Source organism: Comamonas endophytica, from assembly GCF_023634805.2.
In the GTDB taxonomy this organism is placed as follows: Bacteria; Pseudomonadota; Gammaproteobacteria; order Burkholderiales; family Burkholderiaceae_C; genus Comamonas; species Comamonas endophytica.
Genome location: NZ_CP106881.1, coordinates 2,332,101 through 2,352,443 on the forward strand (window position 1 = coordinate 2,332,101; position 20,343 = coordinate 2,352,443).

The 20,343-nt window shown below is 65.0% G+C and carries 18 protein-coding genes and 1 other RNA gene; 11 read left to right on the forward strand and 8 right to left on the reverse strand.

The window, feature by feature from the left end; translation table 11 throughout:
• Window positions 1-39: 39 nt before the first annotated feature.
• Complete coding sequence (locus M9799_RS10475; RefSeq protein WP_231041623.1) at window positions 40-981, forward strand: 2-hydroxyacid dehydrogenase; 942 nt, start codon at window positions 40-42, stop codon at window positions 979-981.
• 109 nt (window positions 982-1,090) lie between these two features.
• Here the strand turns inward: M9799_RS10475 and M9799_RS10480 are convergent, their stop codons facing one another.
• The 4 genes from M9799_RS10480 to M9799_RS10495 all read right to left on the reverse strand — a co-directional run bounded on the left by M9799_RS10480 (window position 1,091) and on the right by M9799_RS10495 (window position 6,150).
• Entirely contained in the window at window positions 1,091-2,410 is a 1,320-nt protein-coding gene (locus M9799_RS10480) for a hypothetical protein (protein ID WP_231041624.1), read from the reverse strand.
• 845 nt (window positions 2,411-3,255) lie between these two features.
• Window positions 3,256-4,293, reverse strand: coding sequence for a DctP family TRAP transporter solute-binding subunit (locus tag M9799_RS10485; RefSeq protein ID WP_231041625.1), 1,038 nt, complete (start codon window positions 4,291-4,293; stop codon window positions 3,256-3,258).
• Between the two features lie 25 nt (window positions 4,294-4,318).
• Window positions 4,319-5,617: a TRAP transporter large permease gene (locus tag M9799_RS10490; protein WP_231041626.1), complete on the reverse strand. Its 1,299-nt coding sequence runs from the start codon at window positions 5,615-5,617 to the stop codon at window positions 4,319-4,321.
• Window positions 5,614-6,150, reverse strand: a complete 537-nt coding sequence (locus tag M9799_RS10495; protein WP_231041627.1) for a TRAP transporter small permease — start codon at window positions 6,148-6,150, stop codon at window positions 5,614-5,616. The genes M9799_RS10490 and M9799_RS10495 overlap by 4 nt, the downstream gene beginning before the upstream one ends.
• Window positions 6,151-6,340: 190 nt before the next feature.
• Here M9799_RS10495 and M9799_RS10500 point away from each other — a divergent pair, with 190 nt between their 5' ends.
• From M9799_RS10500 to htpX, 8 genes are all read left to right on the forward strand, one after another.
• Window positions 6,341-7,282 (forward strand): LysR substrate-binding domain-containing protein, encoded by a 942-nt coding sequence (locus M9799_RS10500; RefSeq protein WP_231041628.1) that lies wholly within the window; start codon window positions 6,341-6,343, stop codon window positions 7,280-7,282.
• A gap of 210 nt (window positions 7,283-7,492) precedes the next feature.
• Complete coding sequence (locus M9799_RS10505; RefSeq protein ID WP_231041629.1) at window positions 7,493-8,392, forward strand: amino acid ABC transporter substrate-binding protein; 900 nt, start codon at window positions 7,493-7,495, stop codon at window positions 8,390-8,392.
• A 109-nt stretch (window positions 8,393-8,501) separates the two neighbouring features.
• The gene (locus M9799_RS10510; RefSeq protein WP_231041630.1) at window positions 8,502-9,257 is read left to right on the forward strand and encodes an amino acid ABC transporter permease; all 756 of its coding nucleotides are present in this window, start codon (window positions 8,502-8,504) and stop codon (window positions 9,255-9,257) included.
• 2 nt (window positions 9,258-9,259) lie between these two features.
• On the forward strand, window positions 9,260-9,931 hold the full coding sequence (locus tag M9799_RS10515; protein ID WP_231041631.1) for an amino acid ABC transporter permease: 672 nt from the start codon (window positions 9,260-9,262) through the stop codon (window positions 9,929-9,931).
• A gap of 195 nt (window positions 9,932-10,126) precedes the next feature.
• A complete protein-coding gene (locus M9799_RS10520; RefSeq protein WP_231041632.1) occupies window positions 10,127-10,864 on the forward strand; it encodes an amino acid ABC transporter ATP-binding protein in 738 nt (245 codons plus the stop codon).
• A gap of 164 nt (window positions 10,865-11,028) precedes the next feature.
• Complete coding sequence (pyrC, locus tag M9799_RS10525; RefSeq protein WP_231041633.1) at window positions 11,029-12,069, forward strand: dihydroorotase; 1,041 nt, start codon at window positions 11,029-11,031, stop codon at window positions 12,067-12,069.
• A gap of 18 nt (window positions 12,070-12,087) precedes the next feature.
• On the forward strand, window positions 12,088-12,909 hold the full coding sequence (locus M9799_RS10530) for a DUF3025 domain-containing protein (protein ID WP_231041634.1): 822 nt from the start codon (window positions 12,088-12,090) through the stop codon (window positions 12,907-12,909).
• An 80-nt stretch (window positions 12,910-12,989) separates the two neighbouring features.
• Window positions 12,990-13,859, forward strand: coding sequence for a protease HtpX (gene htpX / locus M9799_RS10535; RefSeq protein ID WP_231041635.1), 870 nt, complete (start codon window positions 12,990-12,992; stop codon window positions 13,857-13,859).
• Window positions 13,860-14,084: 225 nt separating this feature from the next.
• Here htpX and M9799_RS10540 read toward each other — a convergent pair whose 3' ends face one another.
• Window positions 14,085-14,627 (reverse strand): VUT family protein, encoded by a 543-nt coding sequence (locus M9799_RS10540; RefSeq protein ID WP_231041636.1) that lies wholly within the window; start codon window positions 14,625-14,627, stop codon window positions 14,085-14,087.
• 2 nt (window positions 14,628-14,629) lie between these two features.
• Window positions 14,630-16,399 (reverse strand): NAD(P)/FAD-dependent oxidoreductase, encoded by a 1,770-nt coding sequence (locus tag M9799_RS10545; RefSeq protein WP_231041637.1) that lies wholly within the window; start codon window positions 16,397-16,399, stop codon window positions 14,630-14,632.
• Window positions 16,400-16,664: 265 nt separating this feature from the next.
• On the opposite strand from M9799_RS10545, the gene M9799_RS10550 reads away from it, so the two are divergent.
• A complete protein-coding gene (locus M9799_RS10550) occupies window positions 16,665-16,877 on the forward strand; it encodes a hypothetical protein (protein WP_231041638.1) in 213 nt (70 codons plus the stop codon).
• 30 nt (window positions 16,878-16,907) lie between these two features.
• Here M9799_RS10550 and M9799_RS10555 read toward each other — a convergent pair whose 3' ends face one another.
• Together M9799_RS10555 and cysK are read right to left on the reverse strand one after the other, a co-directional pair.
• Window positions 16,908-18,749: an ABC transporter ATP-binding protein gene (locus tag M9799_RS10555; protein WP_231041639.1), complete on the reverse strand. Its 1,842-nt coding sequence runs from the start codon at window positions 18,747-18,749 to the stop codon at window positions 16,908-16,910.
• A gap of 151 nt (window positions 18,750-18,900) precedes the next feature.
• Entirely contained in the window at window positions 18,901-19,818 is a 918-nt protein-coding gene (gene cysK, locus M9799_RS10560; RefSeq protein WP_231041640.1) for a cysteine synthase A, read from the reverse strand.
• A 130-nt stretch (window positions 19,819-19,948) separates the two neighbouring features.
• On the opposite strand from cysK, the gene rnpB reads away from it, so the two are divergent.
• Window positions 19,949-20,279: RNase P RNA component class A (gene rnpB, locus M9799_RS10565), an RNA gene on the forward strand.
• Window positions 20,280-20,343 lie beyond the last annotated feature (64 nt).

Sequence of the window (20,343 nt, forward strand, 5' to 3'; positions counted from 1 at the left end):
GCTGCATTCCGTTTTTACCTTGGACTTTGAACTGTTCCCATGAAACCTGTACTGCTTGCACTGAGCTTTCTTTCCCCCGAGCACCGCGCCCAGGTGGCGCGCGCCTTTCCCACGCTGGAGCTGGTGTACCAGCCGGACATCGCGCAGTGGGCCGAGGCCATTGCCGCCCATGGCCCGCGCGTGCAGGTGGTGATGACCATCGGCACGCTGGGCCTGAGCGCCGGGCAGATGCAGGCCATGCCTGGCTTGAAGCTGATCTGCACGCTGGGGGTGGGCTACGAGAACGTCGATATCAAGCATGCGCATGCGCACGGCATCCTGGTGGGCAATGGCGCGGGCACCAATGACGAAAGCGTGGCCGACCACGCGATGGGCCTGATGCTGGCCTCGCTGCGCGGCATCGTGCGGCTGGACCGGCTGACGCGCGAGGGCGTCTGGCGCACGGCGCTGCCCCTGCCGCCGCAGCTGTCGCACAAGCGGCTGGGCATCGTCGGCATGGGCACCATCGGCAAGCGCATCGCGCAGCGCGCGCTGGGCTTCGAGATGGAGATCGGCTACCACAACCGGCGCGAGCGCAGCGACGTGGCGCACCGCTACTTCGGCGATGTGCACGCGCTTGCGGCCTGGTGCGATGTGCTGCTGATCGCCACCCCCGGCGGGCCCGAGACGCGCCACCTGGTCAATGCCGAGGTGCTCGATGCGCTGGGGCCGGACGGCCATTTGGTGAATATCGCGCGCGGCAGCGTGGTCGATACCGCCGCGCTGGCCGATGCCATCCGCGCCGGCCGCATCGCGGGCGCGGGGCTCGATGTCTATGAAAGCGAGCCGAAGCCTCCGGCCGAGCTGCTCGATCTCGACAAGGTGGTGCTCACGCCGCATGTGGCCGGCTGGTCGCCCGAGGCGGTGCAGGCGGCGGTGGACCGGTTCGTGGCGAATGTAAGGTGTTATCTGGAGGGCAGGGCGTTGGTGTCGCCGGTTTGAATTCCGTTTGCCCTGCGCCTTCCCAAGCGTGCAGTGGGCCGGGTTTTGGCATGTCCAGCGACGAGCCCGATTGCGCAGCCCAGTCCAGATGGGCCGCGCTGTTTGGCCGTCAGTCTGCGACCTGTAAGTCCATGGTGGGGGTGGAGGCCTTCAATCCCTGAGGTTTTTCCATGGCTGCGGCTGCCTGGGCCTGCGGTTTCACATGTTGCAGGGCAGCACGAATGGCGTGCGCTATTTTCTGGGCGTCTTGGTCGGGTCCGTGGACAAGCGTGTGTTCCTTCTTGATCGGATCGATCACGCTTCTATATATGCCGTCTGCTGTAACCTTGGCTTCGCCAACGATGTGCAATTCTTCGATGAACCTTTTCAACGTTTGTTGATGGTCGATGTTGGTGCTGCCAATTCTGAAAGCATAGGTCGCCGGGATGGTAAATCCCAACTCGGCATATGAGACGGAGTCGGCACTGTAAAAGGCCTCACTTTTGTCTTTGGCTTGATACAGTGCGCCAACCATGGCTTGGTAAGCGGATTTGCCGAATTTGAAATCGATAAGCCTGTATTGATATTCAGGCAAATAGCTGTCTTTGATGCCTTGTAAGAAATTTTTGCTGACGGGATCGAGAGGTGCATGGGCGGTATGGGGCAGAGCGTCTGGAGCAGGGTTTGTTTTTTGTGCTTCAGTGAGCTCCGAAAAATCAAGCCAGGATTCACCTTTGAATTGACGTGGGGTGGGATTTTTCAAATCGGGTGAATTTGCATAGAATTTGCCGATGCGGGGTCCGCTCGTGACGAGCAGCATCTTGTTTTTTCGAGCCGCTTCCAAGCCAAATGCCTTGCCTTGCTCATAAGCTTCGTCCGCTCCATAAAACAGAAAGCTTTTATTTTTTTGTGGCGCATCGCCGCCGAGGAAAACCCCCATATATCCTTGATCCCATTGGGGGATGGCGTCTGGAGTTTTCTCATGGCGCGTATTCCACTCGTTGAGTGCGGACAATACCTTGGACTTATCCAGAGTGCTGGGAATCATGCTGGTTGCAATGAGTTTATCCTTGAAGGTTTCTTGTAAGGCGGGGGCGCATGCCTCTTTCAACAAGCCTACAACCTGCAAGGAATCCGCCAAGGGGGTGAGCCCTGGATCCTGATGTCCACCCCAGGCGATGACCATGCTGTGTTTTTCCAATACCGATTGCATGGCTTGATTTTTCAGCATATCCAAACCATGGCTGCCGCTCAGCAATAAAACATGGGTTTCATTTCCTGGCACGCTTTTCAAGTTGCTGGAAAGTTGATTGACGATTTCGGGATCATTGTCCTGATATTCGGATGCTTTCACATTGTGTTCTGCTTGTGTCAATTGTCTGGCAATGGCGACGACTTGGGCAGAATCACCTGAGAATTCTTGATTCAAAAGTAAATGAATATAAGGCATATTTGTCTACTGTGGGTCTTGTAGATGAATCGCCAACCTTAGCGATCCCGCTTTGGAGGAGGCCCTGAAAGATGGACCTTTGTTGCGCGAGTTCTTGATCTGCACTGGACAACGCGACTCCCGAGGAAAGTGCCATCTTGTGATTTCTTCACTTGCTTGAAAGCATAGGAGGTCCAGGCAGATGTTGCAATCAGTCAATCCATTGTAAAAAGTAATTGTTATTGACTATTGCTCTGGGTGCATGAACGGCAGGGCGAGTCATGGCTCCGGGCCGAACCGCTTGATCCAGACGCCGCCGTGCCTGGTCGCCGGAGGCGGCGCAAGCGGCGGTGGCGAATGTGCGCCGCCATCTGTAGGGGAGGGCGCTGGTGTCCCCGGTATGAATCCTTTTGTCCTGCTTATGGGGCAGGTTCAATTCGCTACGTAAAGGCCCGATGGAGTCTTTAGAGCGGCCGTTCACCCTTCGACAAGCTCAGGGCGAACGGTAAGGGCGGCCCAGCGCGAACGGTGAGGGCGGCTCAGGGCGAATGGTGAGGGCGGCTCAGGGCGAACGGTGAGGGCGGCTCAGGGCGAATGGTGAGGGCGGCTCAGGGCGAAACGGTGAGGGCGGCCCAGCGCGAACGGTGAGGGTGGCTAAGCGCGAAATACATCCGTTGGTCCTGAGCCTGCCTGCGCGGCCCGGACGAAGGATGGACGGCCTGCCCACAAGTCTGGGTCCGTTCGCTACGCAAAGGCTCAACTTCATTGGTCGCAGCGGCCGCTCACCCTTCGACGGGCCCGCCTGGGGAGGCTCAGGAGGGACCGCCTAGGGCGAACGGTGATGGCCGGTAATCAGCGCAGGTCCGTCACTGCTTCCTGGCGGCAATCGCCTTTTCCGCCTTCGTCACCAGATCGCCGCCGATCTGCCCCTTCCACTTGTCATACACCGGCCGCGTGGCCTTGACGAAAGCCTCGCGCTCGGCCGGCGTGAGCTGGGTCACGGTGACGCCCAGGGCGGCCATGTCCTTGAGCACCGGCTTGTCGGCCTCGACCAGGCCCTTGCGCGCGATGGCGATCTCCTGCTTGCCGGCATCGAGCGCGGCCTGGCGCACGATGGCCTGGTCGGCGGGCGTCCACGAGGCCCAGATGTCCTTGTTGACGACGAAGACCAGCGGATCGGCCATGTAGCCCCAGGTGCTCACGTATTTCTGGCCCACGGTGTGCAGCTTCAGCACGGTGAACATGAACAGCGGGTTCTCCTGCCCGTCGACCGCGCCGCTGGCGAGCGCCGGCTGGGCATCGGCCCAGCTCATCTGCGTGGGGTTGGCGCCCAGCGCGCTGAACATGTCGGAGAAGATCGGCGAGCCGACGACGCGGATCTTCAGGCCCTTGAGGTCCTCGGGCTTGTGGATCGCGCGCTTGGAGTTGCTGATCTCGCGGTAGCCGTTCTCGCCCCAGGCGAGCGGCACCACGCCGGCTTTCTCCAAGTTCCTGAAGATGTCCTTGCCGACCTCGCCCTGGGTCAGCGCGTCCACGGCAGCGTAGTCGGGCATCAGGAAGGGCAGCGAGAACAGATTCAGCGACTTGACCTGGGGCGACCAGTTGATGGTCGAGCCCACCGCCATATCGATGACGCCCTGGCGCAGCGCGCTGAACTCGCGCGTCTGGTCGCCCTGGATCAGCGACACGCCCGGGTAGAGCTTGATGTTGATGCGCCCCTGGGTGCGTTCCTTGACCAGCCTGGCCCAGATGTCGCCCGCCTGCCCCCAGGGCGTGGGCAGGCCCAGCACCAGCGACATGCGGTACTCGCTCTTGTAGTTGTTCTGGGCCAGCGCCGCGGGAGCGGTGAAGGCCAGCGCCGCGGCGGCGGCCAGGGTCGTGGTCAGGAAGCTGCGCAGTTTCATTTCTTGTCTCCTCCGGGTAGTGAACTTAATATCCAAGGCGGTGTGGCAGCCAGAGCGCCAGCTGCGGGAAGGCAATGACCAGCAGCATCACCACGAACATCGCCAGCAGCATCGGGCCGACCCAGCGCACGGTCGACTCCATGCGCACGCCGGCAATGCGGCACGAGACCATCAGGTTCACGGCCAGCGGCGGCGTGAACTGGCCCAGCGCCACCTTGAGCGTCAGGATCACGCCGAACCAGACCGGGTCCCACTGGTAGTGCTGCATGATCGGCAGCAGCAGCGGCACGAAGATCAGGAACACCGAGATGCCGTCGAGGAACATGCCGACGGTGATCAGCAGCAGGATCAGCAGCGCCAGCACGCCGTATTCGCCCAGGCCGGAATGCACGATGGCATCGGCCACCGGATCGATCACGCCCAGCGTCGACAGCGAGAAGGCGAAGATGCCGGCCAGCGACACCACCAGCAGGATGACGGCCGACAGCTCGCCGGCTTCGCGCAGGATGGGAAACAGGTCGCGCACCGAAATGGTGCGGTGGATCGCCATGCCGACGAACAGCCCGTAGAACACCGCCACCACCGCGGCCTCGGTGGGCGTGAACCAGCCGGCGCGCATGCCGCCCAGGATCAGCACCGGCGCGGCCAGCCCCCAGGCCGCCTCGCGCAGGCTCTTCCAGAAGGGCGGGCGCGGCAGCGTGGCTTCCAGCGCGCCCATCCGGTGGCGGCGCGCAAGCCACACGGCGGGCACGATCAGCGCGATGCCGGCCAGCACGCCCGGCACCATGCCGGCGGCAAACAGCGCCGGCACCGAGGCGCCGGGCACCAGCACCGAATAGATGATGAAGGCCACCGAGGGCGGAATCAGGATATCGGTGGCGGCGGCCGCGCCCACCACGCTGGCCGAGAACGAGCCCGGATAACCCGCGCGGCTCATCGCGGCGATCATCACGCCGCCCACGGCCGCGGCATTGGCCGGGCCCGAGCCGGAGATGCCGCCCAGGAACATCGCCACGGCAATGGCCACCAGCGGCAGCATGCCCGGGCCGCGCCCGACGATGGCGATGGCGAAGTTCACCAGCCGCAGCGCCACGCCCGAGCGGTCGAAGATCGAGCCCACCAGCACGAACATCGGAATCGCCAGCAGCGGGTACTTGCCCAGGCCGGCGTAGAAGTTCTGCGGCACGGCCAGCAGGCCGAACCATTGCGCGTCGGCGTTGGCCAGCGCGATGCAGGCCGCGCCCGCCAGGCCCAGCGCGGCGCCGATAGGCACGCCCGCGCACATCAGCAGCACGAAGGCCGCGAACAGCAGTGCGGCGATCATGGCTGGCGGTCTTGGGTTGCGTCTTCCGTCGGGGCGGCCGGCAGGCCCTGGCGCCGGTACAGGCCCAGCGCGCGCAGCACGATGGCCGTCGAGCACACCGGCAGCCAGATCGAATACCACCACTGCGGCACGCCGATGCCGGGCGAGGTTTCCTCGAAGCGGAAATCGTCCCAGACCACGCGCACGCTCAGCACCGCGATCAGGCCGAAGAGCAGCGCCACCATCAGCGAGCCCAGGCGCGCCAGGCGCCGGCGCCGCGCGGCCGAGCCGCCATGGGAGAAGTATTCGATGCGGATGTGTTGGTCGCGCGCCACGGCGGCCGAGCCCGCGACCAGGGCCAGCAGGATCATCAGGAAGACCGAGATCTCCTCGGTCCAGGCAAAGGAGGAGTTGGTGAGATAGCGCACCAGCACGTTGGCGAAGGTGATCAGCGCCAGCGCGGCCATGATGATCACGGTGAGCCAGTCTTCGATGCGCAGGGAACGGGGCGGGGCCGACGCGTCTTGGTCGGGGGGCAATGGGGCAGAGGGCATGGCGCGGACAGTCAGGAAAACGCTGGGCAACGGGAAAACGACTTTCGCCGTGCCCGAAGGTGTCGTGTACCGGGGGGCCTGACGCGCGCCCGCCGGGTGGGGTGGGCAAAACCATTATCCAGCCCGCTCCAGGCGCTGACCATGCGGGTTGCCCCGAGGCCCGCGGCCCGGCCGCGCGGATAATGGCGAAATGGAAACCAAATGGCTTGAAGATTTTGTGAGCTTGGCTGAAACCCGCAGTTTCAGCCGCTCGGCGCAATTGCGGCATGTGACCCAGCCCGCGTTTTCCCGCCGCATCCAGGCGCTCGAAGCCTGGGCCGGGACCGATCTGGTCGACCGCAGTTCCTACCCGACCCGGCTCACGCCCGCGGGCAAGACCATGTACGAACAGGCGCTGGAGATGCTGCAGTCGCTGCAGAGCACGCGCAGCATGCTGCGCGCGCATGTCAGCGCCGGCAAGGGCATGATCGGCTTCGCGGTGCCGCACACGCTGGCCTTCACCTTCTTCCCGGCCTGGGTGTCGAATCTGCATGGGCTGTTCGGGCCGTTCCGCAGCCGGCTGTTCGCGCTCAATGTGCACGATGCGGTGCTGCGTCTGGTCGAAGGCGGCTGCGACCTGCTGATCGCCTACCACCACCCCTCGCAGCCCTTTCAGCTCGATCCCGACCGCTATGAAATGGTCAGCCTGGGCCGCGAGATCCTCGCGCCCTATGCCAAGCCCGATGCCGAGGGCCGCCCGCTCTACCAGCTGCCCGGCACCCAGTCCCAGCCGCTGCCCTATCTCGGTTACGCATCGGGTGCCTATCTGGGCCAGGTGACCGAGCTGATCCTGAAGCAGGCGGGCGGGGCGATCCATCTGGAGCGCGTCTATGAAACCGACATGGCCGAAGGCCTGAAGGCCATGGCGCTCGAGGGCCATGGCGTCGCCTTCCTGCCCTACAGCGCGGTGCGCAACGAGCTGCAGGCCGGGCGCCTGGTCAGCGCCGAGCCGCCGGGGGAGGAGTCGTTCCGCATGCCCATGGATGTGCGCGCCTACCGCGAAAAGCCCACGGCCAAGGATGCACCCAAGGGCGTGGCGCAGAATCTATGGACCTTCCTGCTCGAGCATGGCAATACCTTGGAATTGGGGTAGCCACGGCACGCAGGTGGCAGTTCGGGCCCGCTTATTGCTAGGTGTTTACCCTGCGATGGGCAAGGTTTGTGGTTTGGATGACGCGTTTCGTTGCGGTTGTCACTATAGGTAATGACCGAAGGTAGCAAAATGTCAATTTGGTCCACAATGAAGTCCGGCCCGGCGCGTTTGGACGCTCTTTTTATTTCGCAGTCATCTGAGGAGAAGATTATGAAGAAACATTTGTTGGCAGCTGCCGTCATGGGTTTGCTCGCAAGCACCGCCATGGCCCAGGCGAATGACACCCTGGCCAAGATCAAATCCTCCGGCACGATCACGCTGGGCGTGCGCGAATCCTCGGGCGCTCTGGCTTACACGCTGGGCGACGGCAAGTATGTGGGCTTCCACACCGAAATGGCCAACCAGATCGCCCGCGACCTGCAGAAGCAGCTGGGCCTGGCCAAGCTGGACGTGAAGTACCAGCCCGTGACCTCGCAGAACCGCATTCCCCTGGTGACCAACGGCACCGTGGACCTCGAGTGCGGCTCGACCACCAACGACACCAACCGCCAGAAGGATGTCGACTTCGCCATGACCACCTACATGGAAGAAGTGCGCATCGCCACCAAGGCCAATTCCGGCATCAACGGCATCAAGGACCTGAACGGCAAATCGGTGGCCACGACCACGGGCACCACTTCGGTGCAGATCCTGCGCAAGAACGAGCGCGCCCAGGGCATCGACTTCCGCGAAGTCATGGGCAAGGACCACGCCGACAGCTTCCTGCTGCTGGAGTCGGGCCGCGCCGATGCCTTCGTCATGGACGGCTCGATCCTGGCCGGCAACATCTCCAAGTCGAAGAACCCCAACGACTTCAAGATCGTCGGTGAAGTGCTGTCGGTCGAACCCATCGCCTGCATGGTGCGCAAGAACGACACCGCCTTCCTGAAGGCCGTGGACACCAGCATCCAGCGCCAGGTCGCCGACGGCAGCCTGGAAAAGCTGTACGACAAGTGGTTCATGCAGCCGATCCCGCCTTCGAACCAGAAGGTCGGCCTGCCGCTGTCCGAAGCCACAAAGAACGCCTGGAAAAACCCCAACAACAAGCCCAAGGAAGCCTTCAACAAGTAAGCTCTGGTCCACGTTCGGGATGAACCCCCTTCTGGCTGGTCTTGAAGGGGGTTTTTTGTGTGGTGCAGCGTGCGGCGTGCACCCGGTATGAGCTAGAAAAGGAAACCCTATGGCTTGGGATTGGCAGGTGTTCTGTGAAGACACCCTGGACCGCACCGTGGTGCAGGGGTGCTTCGGCAAGGGTGGTGACATCACCTACATGGACTGGATGTTGTCGGCCTGGGGGTGGACGGTATCGGTTTCGCTGCTGGCGCTGGTGCTGGCGTTGATCGTGGGCGGCATCATCGGCGTGCTGCGCACGCTGCCCGACAGCCCGTGGCTGGTGCGTTTCGGCAACGCCTGGGTCGAGCTGTTCCGCAATATTCCGCTGCTGGTGCAGATCTTCCTCTGGTACCACGTGGTGCCCGCGCTGGTGCCGGCGATGAAGTCCGTGCCGGGCTTCGTGCTGGTGGTGCTGGCGCTGGGATTCTTCACTTCCGCGCGTATCGCCGAGCAGGTGCGCTCCGGGCTGCAGTCGCTGCCGCGCGGCCAGCGCTATGCGGGCATGGCCGTGGGTTTCACGACCTGGCAGACCTACCGCTACGTGCTGCTGCCCATGGGGCTGCGCATCATCATTCCGCCGCTGACCAGTGAGACGATGAACATCTTCAAGAACTCGTCGGTGGCATTTGCCGTTTCGGTGACGGAGTTGACCATGTTTGCGATGCAGGCCCAGGAAGAGACCGGCCGTGGCATCGAGGTGTATCTGGCCGTCACCGGCCTGTATGTCGTCTCGGCGTTCACGATCAACCGGCTCATGGCCTGGATTGAAAAGCGTGCCCGGGTGCCCGGCATGATTTCCGCTTCGAGCGCAGGAGGACACTGAGCATGGACCTGCAACTCGACTTTGGTTTCTACAACTGGGACCTGGTGAGCAACTTCGTGCTCAAGGGCCTGTATTTCAGCCTGATGCTGACGGTGGTCGCCACCATCGGCGGCGTGCTGTTCGGCACGGTGCTGGCGCTGATGCGCCTGTCGGGCCGCAAGTGGCTGGAAGTGCCGGCGACGGTCTACGTCAACGGCATGCGCTCGATTCCGCTGGTGATGGTGATCCTGTGGTTCTTCCTGCTGATGCCGGCGCTGATCGGCAAGCCGATCGGCGCGGAACTGTCGGCCTACATCACTTTCATTGCCTTCGAGGCCGCCTACTTCAGCGAGATCATGCGCGCCGGCATCCAGTCGATCGCGCGCGGCCAGGTGAACGCGGGCCAGGCGCTGGGCATGACCTACGGCCAGAACATGCGCCTGGTGGTGCTGCCGCAGGCGTTCCGCAACATGCTGCCGGTGCTGCTGACGCAGACCATCATCCTGTTCCAGGACACCTCGCTGGTCTACGCGATTGGCGCCTACGACATGCTCAAGGGCTTCGAAGTCGCGGGCAAGAACTATGGCCGCCCGATCGAGGCCTATATCGCGGCGGCGGTGGTCTATTTCGTGCTGTGCTTCGCGCTGTCCTGGCTGGTCAAGCGGCTGCACAAGCGGATCGCGATAATTCGATAGCACCCCCTGAGCCGCTGACGCCGGATGGCCGGCCCCGGCTTCCCCCTCTCATCCTTCGGTGGAGGGGGAGGCCCGCTCAGGGACGACGGCCTCGCTGCGGGGCGGCCCTTGCTTGCCGTCCCTCGCCTGTGCCGCGCCAGGTTCAAGAATGCGCCCAGTGCATTGGGCAACTGATATGGATACGGAGAGCATCAAATGATTGAAATGAAGAACGTCTCCAAGTGGTATGGCAGCTTTCAGGTGCTGACCGACTGCTCGACGAGCATCAACAAAGGCGAAGTGGTGGTGGTTTGCGGGCCTTCGGGGTCCGGCAAGTCGACGCTGATCAAGACCATCAACGCGCTCGAGCCCTTCCAGAAGGGCGAGATCTTCGTGGACGGCACCGCAGTGCACGATCCCAAGACCAACCTGCCCAAGCTGCGCAGCCGCGTCGGCATGGTGTTCCAGCATTTCGAGCTGTTTCCCCATCTGTCGGTCACGGAGAACCTGACCATCGCCCAGATCAAGGTGCTGGGCCGCAGCGCCGACGAGGCGCGCCAGCGCGGCCTGAAGATGCTCGACCGCGTGGGCCTGACGGCGCACAAGGACAAGTTCCCGGGCCAGCTCTCGGGCGGCCAGCAGCAGCGCGTGGCGATCGCCCGCGCGCTGTCGATGGACCCGATCGTGATGCTGTTCGACGAACCCACCTCGGCGCTCGACCCGGAAATGGTCGGCGAGGTGCTGGACGTGATGGTCGGCCTGGCCAACGAAGGCATGACCATGATGTGCGTGACCCACGAGATGGGCTTCGCGCGCAAGGTCGCCAGCCGCGTGATCTTCATGGACGTGGGCGGCAAGATCCTCGAGGACTGCTCCAGCGACGAATTCTTCAAGAACCCGGAAGCCCGCCAGCCGCGGACTAAAGAGTTCTTGAACAAGATCCTGCAACACTGACCATAGCTTCCGCTACGGACAACAGCCTCCGCAAAGGGCGGGTCTCAGCTCAGGGGCAGCGAGCAAGGGCCGCCCCGCAGCGAGGCTGCCGTCCCCCTCCACCGAAGGATGAGAGGGGGAAGCCGCGTAAGCGGCTCAGGGGGTGCTTCGTACAATACCGCCCCATGACCGCCCCCATCGATTCCATCACCATCACCCGCCCCGACGACTGGCACCTGCATGTGCGCGACGGCGAGGCGCTGCGCACCGTCGTGCCGCACACCGCCGCCCAGTTCGGGCGCGCGATCATCATGCCCAACCTGAAGCCGCCGGTCACGACGGCCGCGCAGGCGGTGGCCTACCGCGAGCGCATTCTCGCGGCCGTGCCCGAGGGCGTGGACTTCGAGCCGCTGATGACGCTGTATCTCACGGACAACATCCCGGCCGAGGAGATCGTGCGTGCCAAGGCCGCGGGTGTGGTGGCGCTCAAGCTCTATCCCGCCGGCGCCACCACCAACAGCGATGCCGGCGTGACCGACATGCGCAAGACCTACGCCACGCTCGAAGCCATGCAGCGCGAGGGCCTGCTGCTGCTGGTGCACGGCGAGGTCACGGGCAACGAGATCGATGTCTTTGACCGTGAAGCGGCGTTCATCGACCAGCAGCTGATCCCGTTGCGCCGCGATTTTCCCGAGCTGAAGATCGTCTTCGAGCACATCACGACGCGCGAGGCCGCGCAGTACGTGACCGAGGCCGACCGCTTCACGGGCGCGACCATTACGCCGCAGCACCTGCTGTTCAACCGCAACGCGATCTTCACCGGCGGCATCCGCCCGCACTACTACTGCCTGCCCGTGCTCAAGCGCGAGACCCACCGGCTGGCGCTGGTCGAGGCCGCCACCAGCGGCAACGCCAAATTCTTCCTGGGCACCGACAGCGCGCCGCACGCGGCCCATCTCAAGGAGCATGCCAGCGGCTGCGCCGGCTGCTACAGCGCGCATGCCGCCATCGAGATGTATGCCGAGGCCTTCGACAACGCGGGCGCGCTCGACAAGCTCGAGGCCTTTGCCAGCTTCCACGGCCCCGACTTCTATGCGCTGCCGCGCAACACCGGCACGATCACGCTGCGCCGCGAGTCGTGGACTCCGCCGGAAAGCTATGCCTATGGCGAGGCGCAATTGAAGCCGCTGCGCTCGGGCGAAGCGCTTCCCTGGAAAATGGTCTGAGCGTTGCAGGGCAGGGCGATGAAGGCCCAGCCGCCTGAAGCGGCATGGGCAGAGGTGGACTGGTCCGCGCCCTGGCTGCAGAGCATGCGTGCCGTGGCCGAGCCCTTGTGGCAGCGCATCGCGGCCGGTGAAAGCGTGCCCGATACCGTGAACGCTGGCCTGGCGGCGCTGCAGGCCCAGGGCCGGCTCGCAGAGCTTGCGCAATGGCGCTTTGTGCCACAGGAGCAGCTTCCTGCAGGCATGGCCTACGAGGCCTTCATCCACCGCGAGCATGCCGTGCCCACGCGCTGCAACCTGCATGACTTCTTCAACGCCATGGTCTGGCTGCATTACCCGCGGCTCAAGCGCCAGCTCAATGCGCTGCAGGCGCAGCAGATCGCGCAGGACGGCGTAGGGGCCCGGCGCGGCCCGCTGCGCGATGCGGCCACGCTGCTGGACGAGAACGGCGCGCTGCTGCTGGCGCCGCCCGCGCTGCAGGAAGCCCTGCGCCGCCGCGACTGGCAGCAGCTCGGCATAGGCCTGCGCCCGCTGTGGCAGCGCGCGCGCTTGCTGCCGCTGGGCCATGCGCTGCTGGAGAAGCTGGTGCAGCCGCGCAAGTCGATCACCGCCCATGTGCTGTGCCTGCCGGAGCACATAGCGCCGCACGAGGTCGATGCCGCGCTGGCCACGCAATGCAGCGCGGCCTGGCTGGCGCAAAAGCCCTTTAGTCCCTTGCCGGTGCTGGGCGTGCCGGGGTGGTGGACGGGCAATGAACAGCTTTGCTTTTATGATGATCCCTGCGTGTTTCGCAGCGCCCGTCCCCACAACTCAATACAACACACGGACGGCGCGGCTGCGTGACTTGAACCGCGCATCACCGGCCCCCACATGGGACAGGCGGTGAATGCGCCGCTAATCCTCTCTACGGAGAATTCATCCCCATGAAACGTATTGCCCTTTTTCTATTGACCAACATTGCCGTCGTGGTGGTGCTGGGCATCGTCGCCAGCCTGCTGGGCGTCAACCGCTTCCTCACGGCCAACGGGCTGAACCTCGGCGCGCTGCTGGGATTCGCCTTCATCATGGGCTTCGGCGGCGCGATCATCTCGCTGCTGATCAGCAAGCCCGTGGCCAAGTGGTCGTCGGGCGTGCACGTCATCACCGAGCCGCGCAATGCCGACGAGGCCTGGATCCTCAACACCGTGCGCGGCTTCGCCGACAAGGCCGGCATCGGCATGCCCGAGGTCGGCATCTACGAGGGCGAGCCCAATGCCTTTGCCACGGGCGCGTTCAAGAACAACGCGCTGGTGGCGGTGTCCACCGGCCTGCTGTCGGGCATGACGCGCGAAGAGGTCGAAGCCGTCATTGGCCACGAGGTGGCCCACATCGCCAATGGCGACATGGTCACGATGACGCTGATCCAGGGCGTGATGAACACCTTTGTCGTGTTCCTGTCGCGCATCGTCGGCTATGCGGTCGACAGCTTCCTGCGCCGCAACGATTCCGAGAGCTCGGGCCCGGGCATCGGCTATTACGTGACCACCATCGTGATGGACATCCTGCTGGGCTTCCTGGCGGCGATGATCGTCGCCTGGTTCAGCCGCCAGCGCGAATTCCGCGCCGACGCCGGCGCTGCCCAGCTGATGGGCCGCAAGCAGCCGATGATCAACGCGCTGGCGCGCCTGGGCGGCATGCCCGCTGGCGAGTTGCCCAAGAGCGCAGCCACGCTGGGCATCACCGGCGGTATCGGCAAGCTGTTCTCCACCCATCCTCCGATGGAAGAGCGGATTGCGGCGCTACAGCGCGCTTGAGGTGGGGGGCGCAGGCCCCTCTTGATGGAAACTGAGCCTGCGTTGAAAGACGTGGGCTTTTTTATAGGGCTGGCCCGTTGCCCTTCGACGGGGCCGCCCAGGCAGGCTCAGGGCGAACGGTTTTTTGGTGAGTCCGTCGGTCCTCTGACAAGCTCAGGTCTCAAGACGAGCGGATTGAAACCGTTCGTCCTGAGCTTGTCGAAGGATGGACGGCCAGCCCGAGAGTTAGCAAGCCGCCCTGCGCCCAATCCACATCCGAAATGGCAGCAGCAATGCCACCCCCATCCCCAGCTTCACCCCCAGATCGCCAATGGCCAGCGTCACCCAGGGCAGATCTTCCCCGGCAAAGGCAATGCTCCAGAACAGCGCCGTATCGAGCACCGCGGCCAGCAGCGTCGCCACCAGCGGCGCGCGCCACCAGCGGCCCCGGCGCAGGCGGTGGAAAACCTGGATGTCGAGCAGCTGCGAGCACAGGAAGGCCATGCCCGACGCCAGGGCGATGCGCAGCGGCGCCAGCGCCAGCGAGGCGGCCACGGCCACCGCGAAACCGGCCCAGGCGATGCGCCGCGCGTGGTGCGGCCCATGGGAGCGGTTGGCCAGCTCGCTGACCAGGAAGGCAAAGGGATAGGTGATCGCGCCCCAGGTCAGCCAGTCGTTGATCTGGAACTGCACCAGGACGTTGGAAGCCAGCACCACCACTGCCATGGCCAGCACGCCCTGCAGCAGTGCACGCCGCGCGGGCGCGGCAAAAGCCAGGGGGTGCGTCATGTTCAGCGCCGGCCCGTGGGCACGGGCAGGCCCAGGACCTGCCGCGCCAGGGCTTCCGCCACGCGGATGCCATCGACACCGGCCGACAGGATGCCGCCCGCATAGCTCGCGCCTTCGCCAGCCGGATAGAGGCCGCGCGTGTTGAGGCTCTGCAGGCTCTCGTCGCGGCCGATCTTCAATGGCGAGGAGGTGCGGGTCTCCACGCCCGTGAGCAGCGCGTCGGGCATGTCGTAGCCGCGGATCTTCCTGCCGAACGCCGGCAGGGCCTCGCGCATGGCTTCGATGGCATAGGCCGGCAGGGCCGCCTGCAGGTCGATCAGGTTCACGCCGGGCTTGTACGAGGGCTCCACCTCGCCCAATGCCGTCGACGGCCGGCCCGCGAGGAAGTCCTCCACGCGCTGGGCCGGGGCGTTGTAGTTGCTGCCGCCCAGCACATAGGCGCGCGACTCGAGCTGGCGCTGCAGCACGATGCCCGAAAGCGGATGGAACTCGCCCTCGGCCAGCTTTTCCACGCCGTGGGTCTCGCCGTCGAAGGCCGCGGCAAAGGCCTCTGCAGAGCGCGGGAAGTCCTGCGGGTCGATGGCCACCACCATGCCGGCATTGGCGTTGCGCTCGTTGCGCGAGTACTGGCTCATGCCATTGGTGACCACGCGCTCGGGCTCGCTGGTGGCGGCGACGACGGTGCCGCCCGGGCACATGCAGAAGCTGTAGACCGCGCGGCCGTTGGCCGCATGGTGCACCAGCTTGTAGTCGGCCGCGCCCAGCAGCGGGTGGCCGGCGTGGCGGCCCCAGCGCGCGCGGTCGATGACGCTTTGCGGGTGCTCGATGCGAAAGCCGATGGAAAAGGGCTTGGCCTCCATGCTCACGCCGCGCTGGTAGAGCCGCGCGAAGGTGTCGCGCGCGCTGTGGCCCAACGCAATGACCACCTGCGAGGCGGCCAGTTCGCTGACGCTATCGGTATCCAGGTCGCGCACGACCAGGCCGCGCACCTGGCGCATGCCCGAAGCGTCGGCGTCCTCGAGCAGCAGGTCTTCCACACGCTGGCCGAAGCGCACTTCGCCGCCCAGCGCGATGATCTGCGCGCGGATGTTCTCCACTACCTTGACCAGCTTGAAGGTACCGATATGCGGGTGTGCCGCATATAGGATTTCCGCCGGCGCACCGGCATCGACGAATTCCTGCATGACCTTGCGGCCCAGGTGGCGCGGGTCCTTGATCTGGCTGTAGAGCTTTCCGTCCGAGAAGGTGCCAGCGCCGCCTTCGCCGAACTGCACGTTGGATTCGGGCGTGAGCTCGCGCCTGCGCCACAGGCCCCAGGTGTCCTGGGTGCGTTCGCGCACGTTCCTGCCGCGTTCCAGCACGATCGGCTTGAAGCCCATCTGCGCCAGCGCCAGCGCCGCAAAGATGCCGCAGGGGCCGAAGCCCACGACCACCGGGCGCTGCGCCAGATCGGCCGGCGCCTGGCCCACGGGCTTCCAGGCCATGTCGGGCGTGGCGTAGACATGGGGGTGGCCCTCGAAGCGCGCCAGCAGCGCTGCTTCCTGCGCGGGATCGGTCAGCTCCAGGTCGATGATGTAGACCGCCTGCAGGTCGGCCTTGCGCGCGTCGAAGCTGCGCTTGAACACCTGCAGCCGTCCCAGCCCGGCGGGTGCCACGTCCAGCAACTGCGCCGCCAGCGTGCGCAGCCGCGCCTCGGGGTGGAATTCGGTGTGGTTCTCGGGATCGAAAGCGATCGCCGACAGGGGAAGTTTGAGTTCTGCGATGCGGATCATGGCTCGGGTCTATCAAGCAAGGCGGCGATGGTAAGGCAAATGCCGCACTGCCGGGATGCGCTGCCGCAGCGACCTTTGCAGGCGATCGGATTAAGCACCGTGCACTGCATGTTTCAAAAAAATTACATTGTCGAAGCGAATACTGGCTTTGTAGCTGAAACTTACCTTGCCCGCATATTCAACTGCACCCGCATCCCGCTGCAAACGCGCATCCTTTCGGCTACGGGTTTACCCGTGCGGGTGTTCTCAACTTCGAAAGGTACATATGAAGCGCAATCAATCTGCCATGGCAGCGGCCTGTGTCGCCGCCATTCTCACCCTGTCCGGCTGTTCCACCGTCCGCTCCTGGATGCCGTGGAGCGACACGCGTGCCGATGGCGCGGCCGTGAAGCAAAGCAGCAGCCAGCAGGGATACGGCAACCAGGCCGGCAGCCAAGGCGATCTCTACCGTCCGCTGGAAGTGCACGAGCCGCGTTGAGTCTGACGCGCGCCGCAGTGGTGGCTTCTTTCAGAGCGGGCCATCCATGGGCTCGCCCAGGAAGCCGCCGCTCTGGTGCGCCCACAGCCGCGCGTAGACGCCGCCGAGCTGCAGCAGCTGCTGGTGCGTGCCTTCCTCGACGATGCGGCCCTTGTCCATGACGATCAGCCGGTCCATGGCGGCAATGGTCGACAGGCGGTGCGCGATGGCGATGACGGTCTTGCCTTCCATCACCTTGTAGAGGCTCTGCTGAATCGCGGCCTCGACTTCCGAATCCAGCGCGCTGGTGGCTTCGTCCAACAGCAGCAGCGGCGCGTTCTTGAGCATGACGCGCGCGATCGCCACGCGCTGGCGCTGGCCGCCCGAGAGCTTGACGCCGCGCTCGCCGACCTGGGCATCGAGCCCCTGGTTGCCGTGGCGGTCGTTGAGCTGGGCAATGAAATCGGCGGCTTCGGCGCGCGCGATCGCCGCCTGCAGCTCCTCCTCGCTGGCGTCGGGCCGGCCATAGAGGATGTTGTCGCGCATCGAGCGGTGCAGCAGCGAGGTGTCCTGCGTGACCATGCCGATCGCCTGGCGCAGGCTGTCCTGCGTGACCTGGGAGATGTCCTGGCCGTCGATCAGGATGCGGCCGGCGCGCAGGTCGTGGAAGCGCAGCAGCAGGTTGACCAGCGTCGACTTGCCCGCGCCCGAGCGGCCGATCAGGCCGATGCGCTCGCCGGGGCGGATCGTCAGGTTCAGATGCTCCATGACGGCCCTGCCGTCGCGGTAGCCGAAGGCCACATCCTCGAACACCACCTCGCCGCGCGTGACCCGCAGCGGCAGCGCCCGGGGCGCGTCGCGCACCGTGGGCGGGTGGGTCAGGGTGTTGATGCCGTCCTGGATCGTGCCCACGCTCTCGAACAGGCTGGTCATCTCCCACATCACCCATTGCGCATGGCCCGAGATGCGCAGCGACATGGCGGTGACGGCCGCCACCGCGCCCGCGCCGATCTGGCCCTGCGACCAGAGCCACAGCGCCAGCCCGCTGCTGCCCAGGATCAGTAAGACGACCAGCGTGTGGTTGACGATCTCGAACTGGCTCACCAGCCGCATCTGCGCATTGCCGGTGAGGCGGAAGGCCTCCATCGCCGAGCGCGCGAATTCGGCTTCGCGGCGGGTGTGGGCAAACAGCTTGACGGTGGCGATGTTGGTATAGGCGTCGGTGATGCGCCCGGTCATCTGCGAGCGCGCATCGGCCTGGGCCTTGCCCACCGCGCCCAGACGCGGCACGAAGTAGCAGCAGGCGGCGACATAGGCCGCGGTCCAGACCACCAGCGGCACCAGCAGCCAGCCGTCGAAGCTGGCGGCCAGCGCCATCATCGTCACCAGGTAGACCGTCATGCCAACCACCACATCGGTGGTGGTGAAGATCATGTCGCGCACGGCCAGCGCGGTCTGCATGATCTTGGTGGTGATGCGGCCGGCGAATTCATCGGCATAGAACGCCATGCTCTGGCCCAGCATCAGCCGGTGGAAGTTCCAGCGCAGCCGCAGCGGGAAGTTGATGGCCAGCACCTGGTGCTTGACCATGGTCTGCAGCGCCACCAGCCCGATGCTCAGCAGCATGATGGCCGCCAGCCCCATCAGCGGGCCACGGTATTCGGTGAGCAGCTGCGCCGGCTCGACGCGGGTCAGCCAGTCGACCACATGCCCCATGACCGCGAACAGCCAGGCCTCGTAGGCCGCCGTGACGCCGGCAAGCAATGCCATCGACAGCACATAGCCGCGCAGGCCCTGGGTGCAGGCCCAGACGAATGCCAGGAAGCCCTGCGGCAGCGGCTGCGGCTCGGCCGCGGGGTAGGGGGGAACGCGTTTTTCGAAAAATCCAAACAAGATCAGTCCTTCGTTGACGCCTGATATTAGGCCCAGGACCGCATTGGGGGTGAGCTTGCCGGCTATTCCCTGCCGTGCGCAGGTGTTGGTCACGCGGAAATGAAAAGGCACCGCAGTGGCGGTGCCTTGGCCGGGGCGCGCAGGCCGGCGATCAGGTCGGGAGGAAACCGTCGACGGAGAGGTAACGTTCGCCGGTGTCATAGGAGAAGCCCAGCACGCGAGCGCCCGCGGGCAGCTCCGGCAGCTTCTGGGCAATGGCCGCCAGCGTCGCGCCCGAGGAGATGCCGACCAGCAGGCCCTCCTCGCGTGCCGCGCGGCGCGCGTATTCGCGCGCCGGTTCGGCCTCGACCTGGATCACGCCGTCGAGCAGGCTGGTGTCGAGGTTCTTCGGGATGAAGCCCGCGCCGATGCCCTGGATCGGGTGCGGAGCGGGCGCGCCGCCCGAGATCACGGGCGAGGCCGCGGGCTCGACGGCAAACACCTTGAGATCCGGGAACTTCGCCTTGAGCTGGCGCGCCACGCCGGTGAGGTGGCCGCCGGTGCCGACGCCGGTGATCAGCACGTCCAGGCCCTCGGGGAAATCGTCGAGGATCTCCTGCGCCGTCGTGCGCTCGTGCACCGCGACGTTGGCCGGGTTCTCGAACTGCTGCGGAATCCAGGCGCCGGGCGTCTGCGCGGCCAGCTCCTCGGCGCGCGCGATCGCGCCCTTCATGCCCTTTTCCTTCGGGGTGAGGTCGAAGCTCGCGCCATAGGCCAGCATCAGGCGGCGGCGCTCTATGGACATGCTTTCGGGCATGACCAGCACCAGCTTGTAGCCCTTGACTGCCGCGACCAGCGCCAGACCGACGCCGGTGTTGCCGCTGGTGGGCTCGATGATCGTGCCGCCGGGCTGCAGGCGGCCGGTCTTCTCGGCGTCTTCGATCATCGACAGCGCAATGCGGTCCTTGATCGAGCCGCCGGGGTTGCTGCGTTCGGACTTGATCCACACCTGGGCGCTGGCGCCAAACAGGCGGCTCATGCGCACATGGGGGGTGTTTCCGATGGTTTGCAGGATGCTGTCGACTTTCATGGAATCTCCTTCGGCGATTGCGGTGGAACGCACATTCTGGCGCAGTTGATCTGCGCTCCGGCCATATTCTTATGCTCCGGCGCCGGGGTGCGGGCGCGGGGCATTGCGCCTGGGCGATAATCGGCGCCGTGAAGTCCACCAGACCGCCGCTGGTGCTGGAGCCGAAAGGCCGCACTGGAGGAACGTCCGGACTGCATAGGGCAGCGTAGCAGCTAACGGCTGTCCACCGCGAGGTGAGGATCAGAGCAACAGAGACGAGCCGCTTGAGTGCGGGTGAAACGGGCAATCTCTACGCGCAGCAATACCAAGTAGGCACACGTTGACGGGGCCCCCGGAGTGTGCGGGTAGGTAGCATCGAGCTGGTTGGGCGACCACCAGCCCAGATTAATGGCGGTCACGCGGCCGGTTTTCGCAAGGAAATCGGCGGTGCACAGAATCCGGCTTATCGGTGGACTTCACACTTTTCATGCGCAAGCGCCTGGTGTCGGTGACGATGCCAGGCGCTTTTTTCTTTCTTGAGGACAG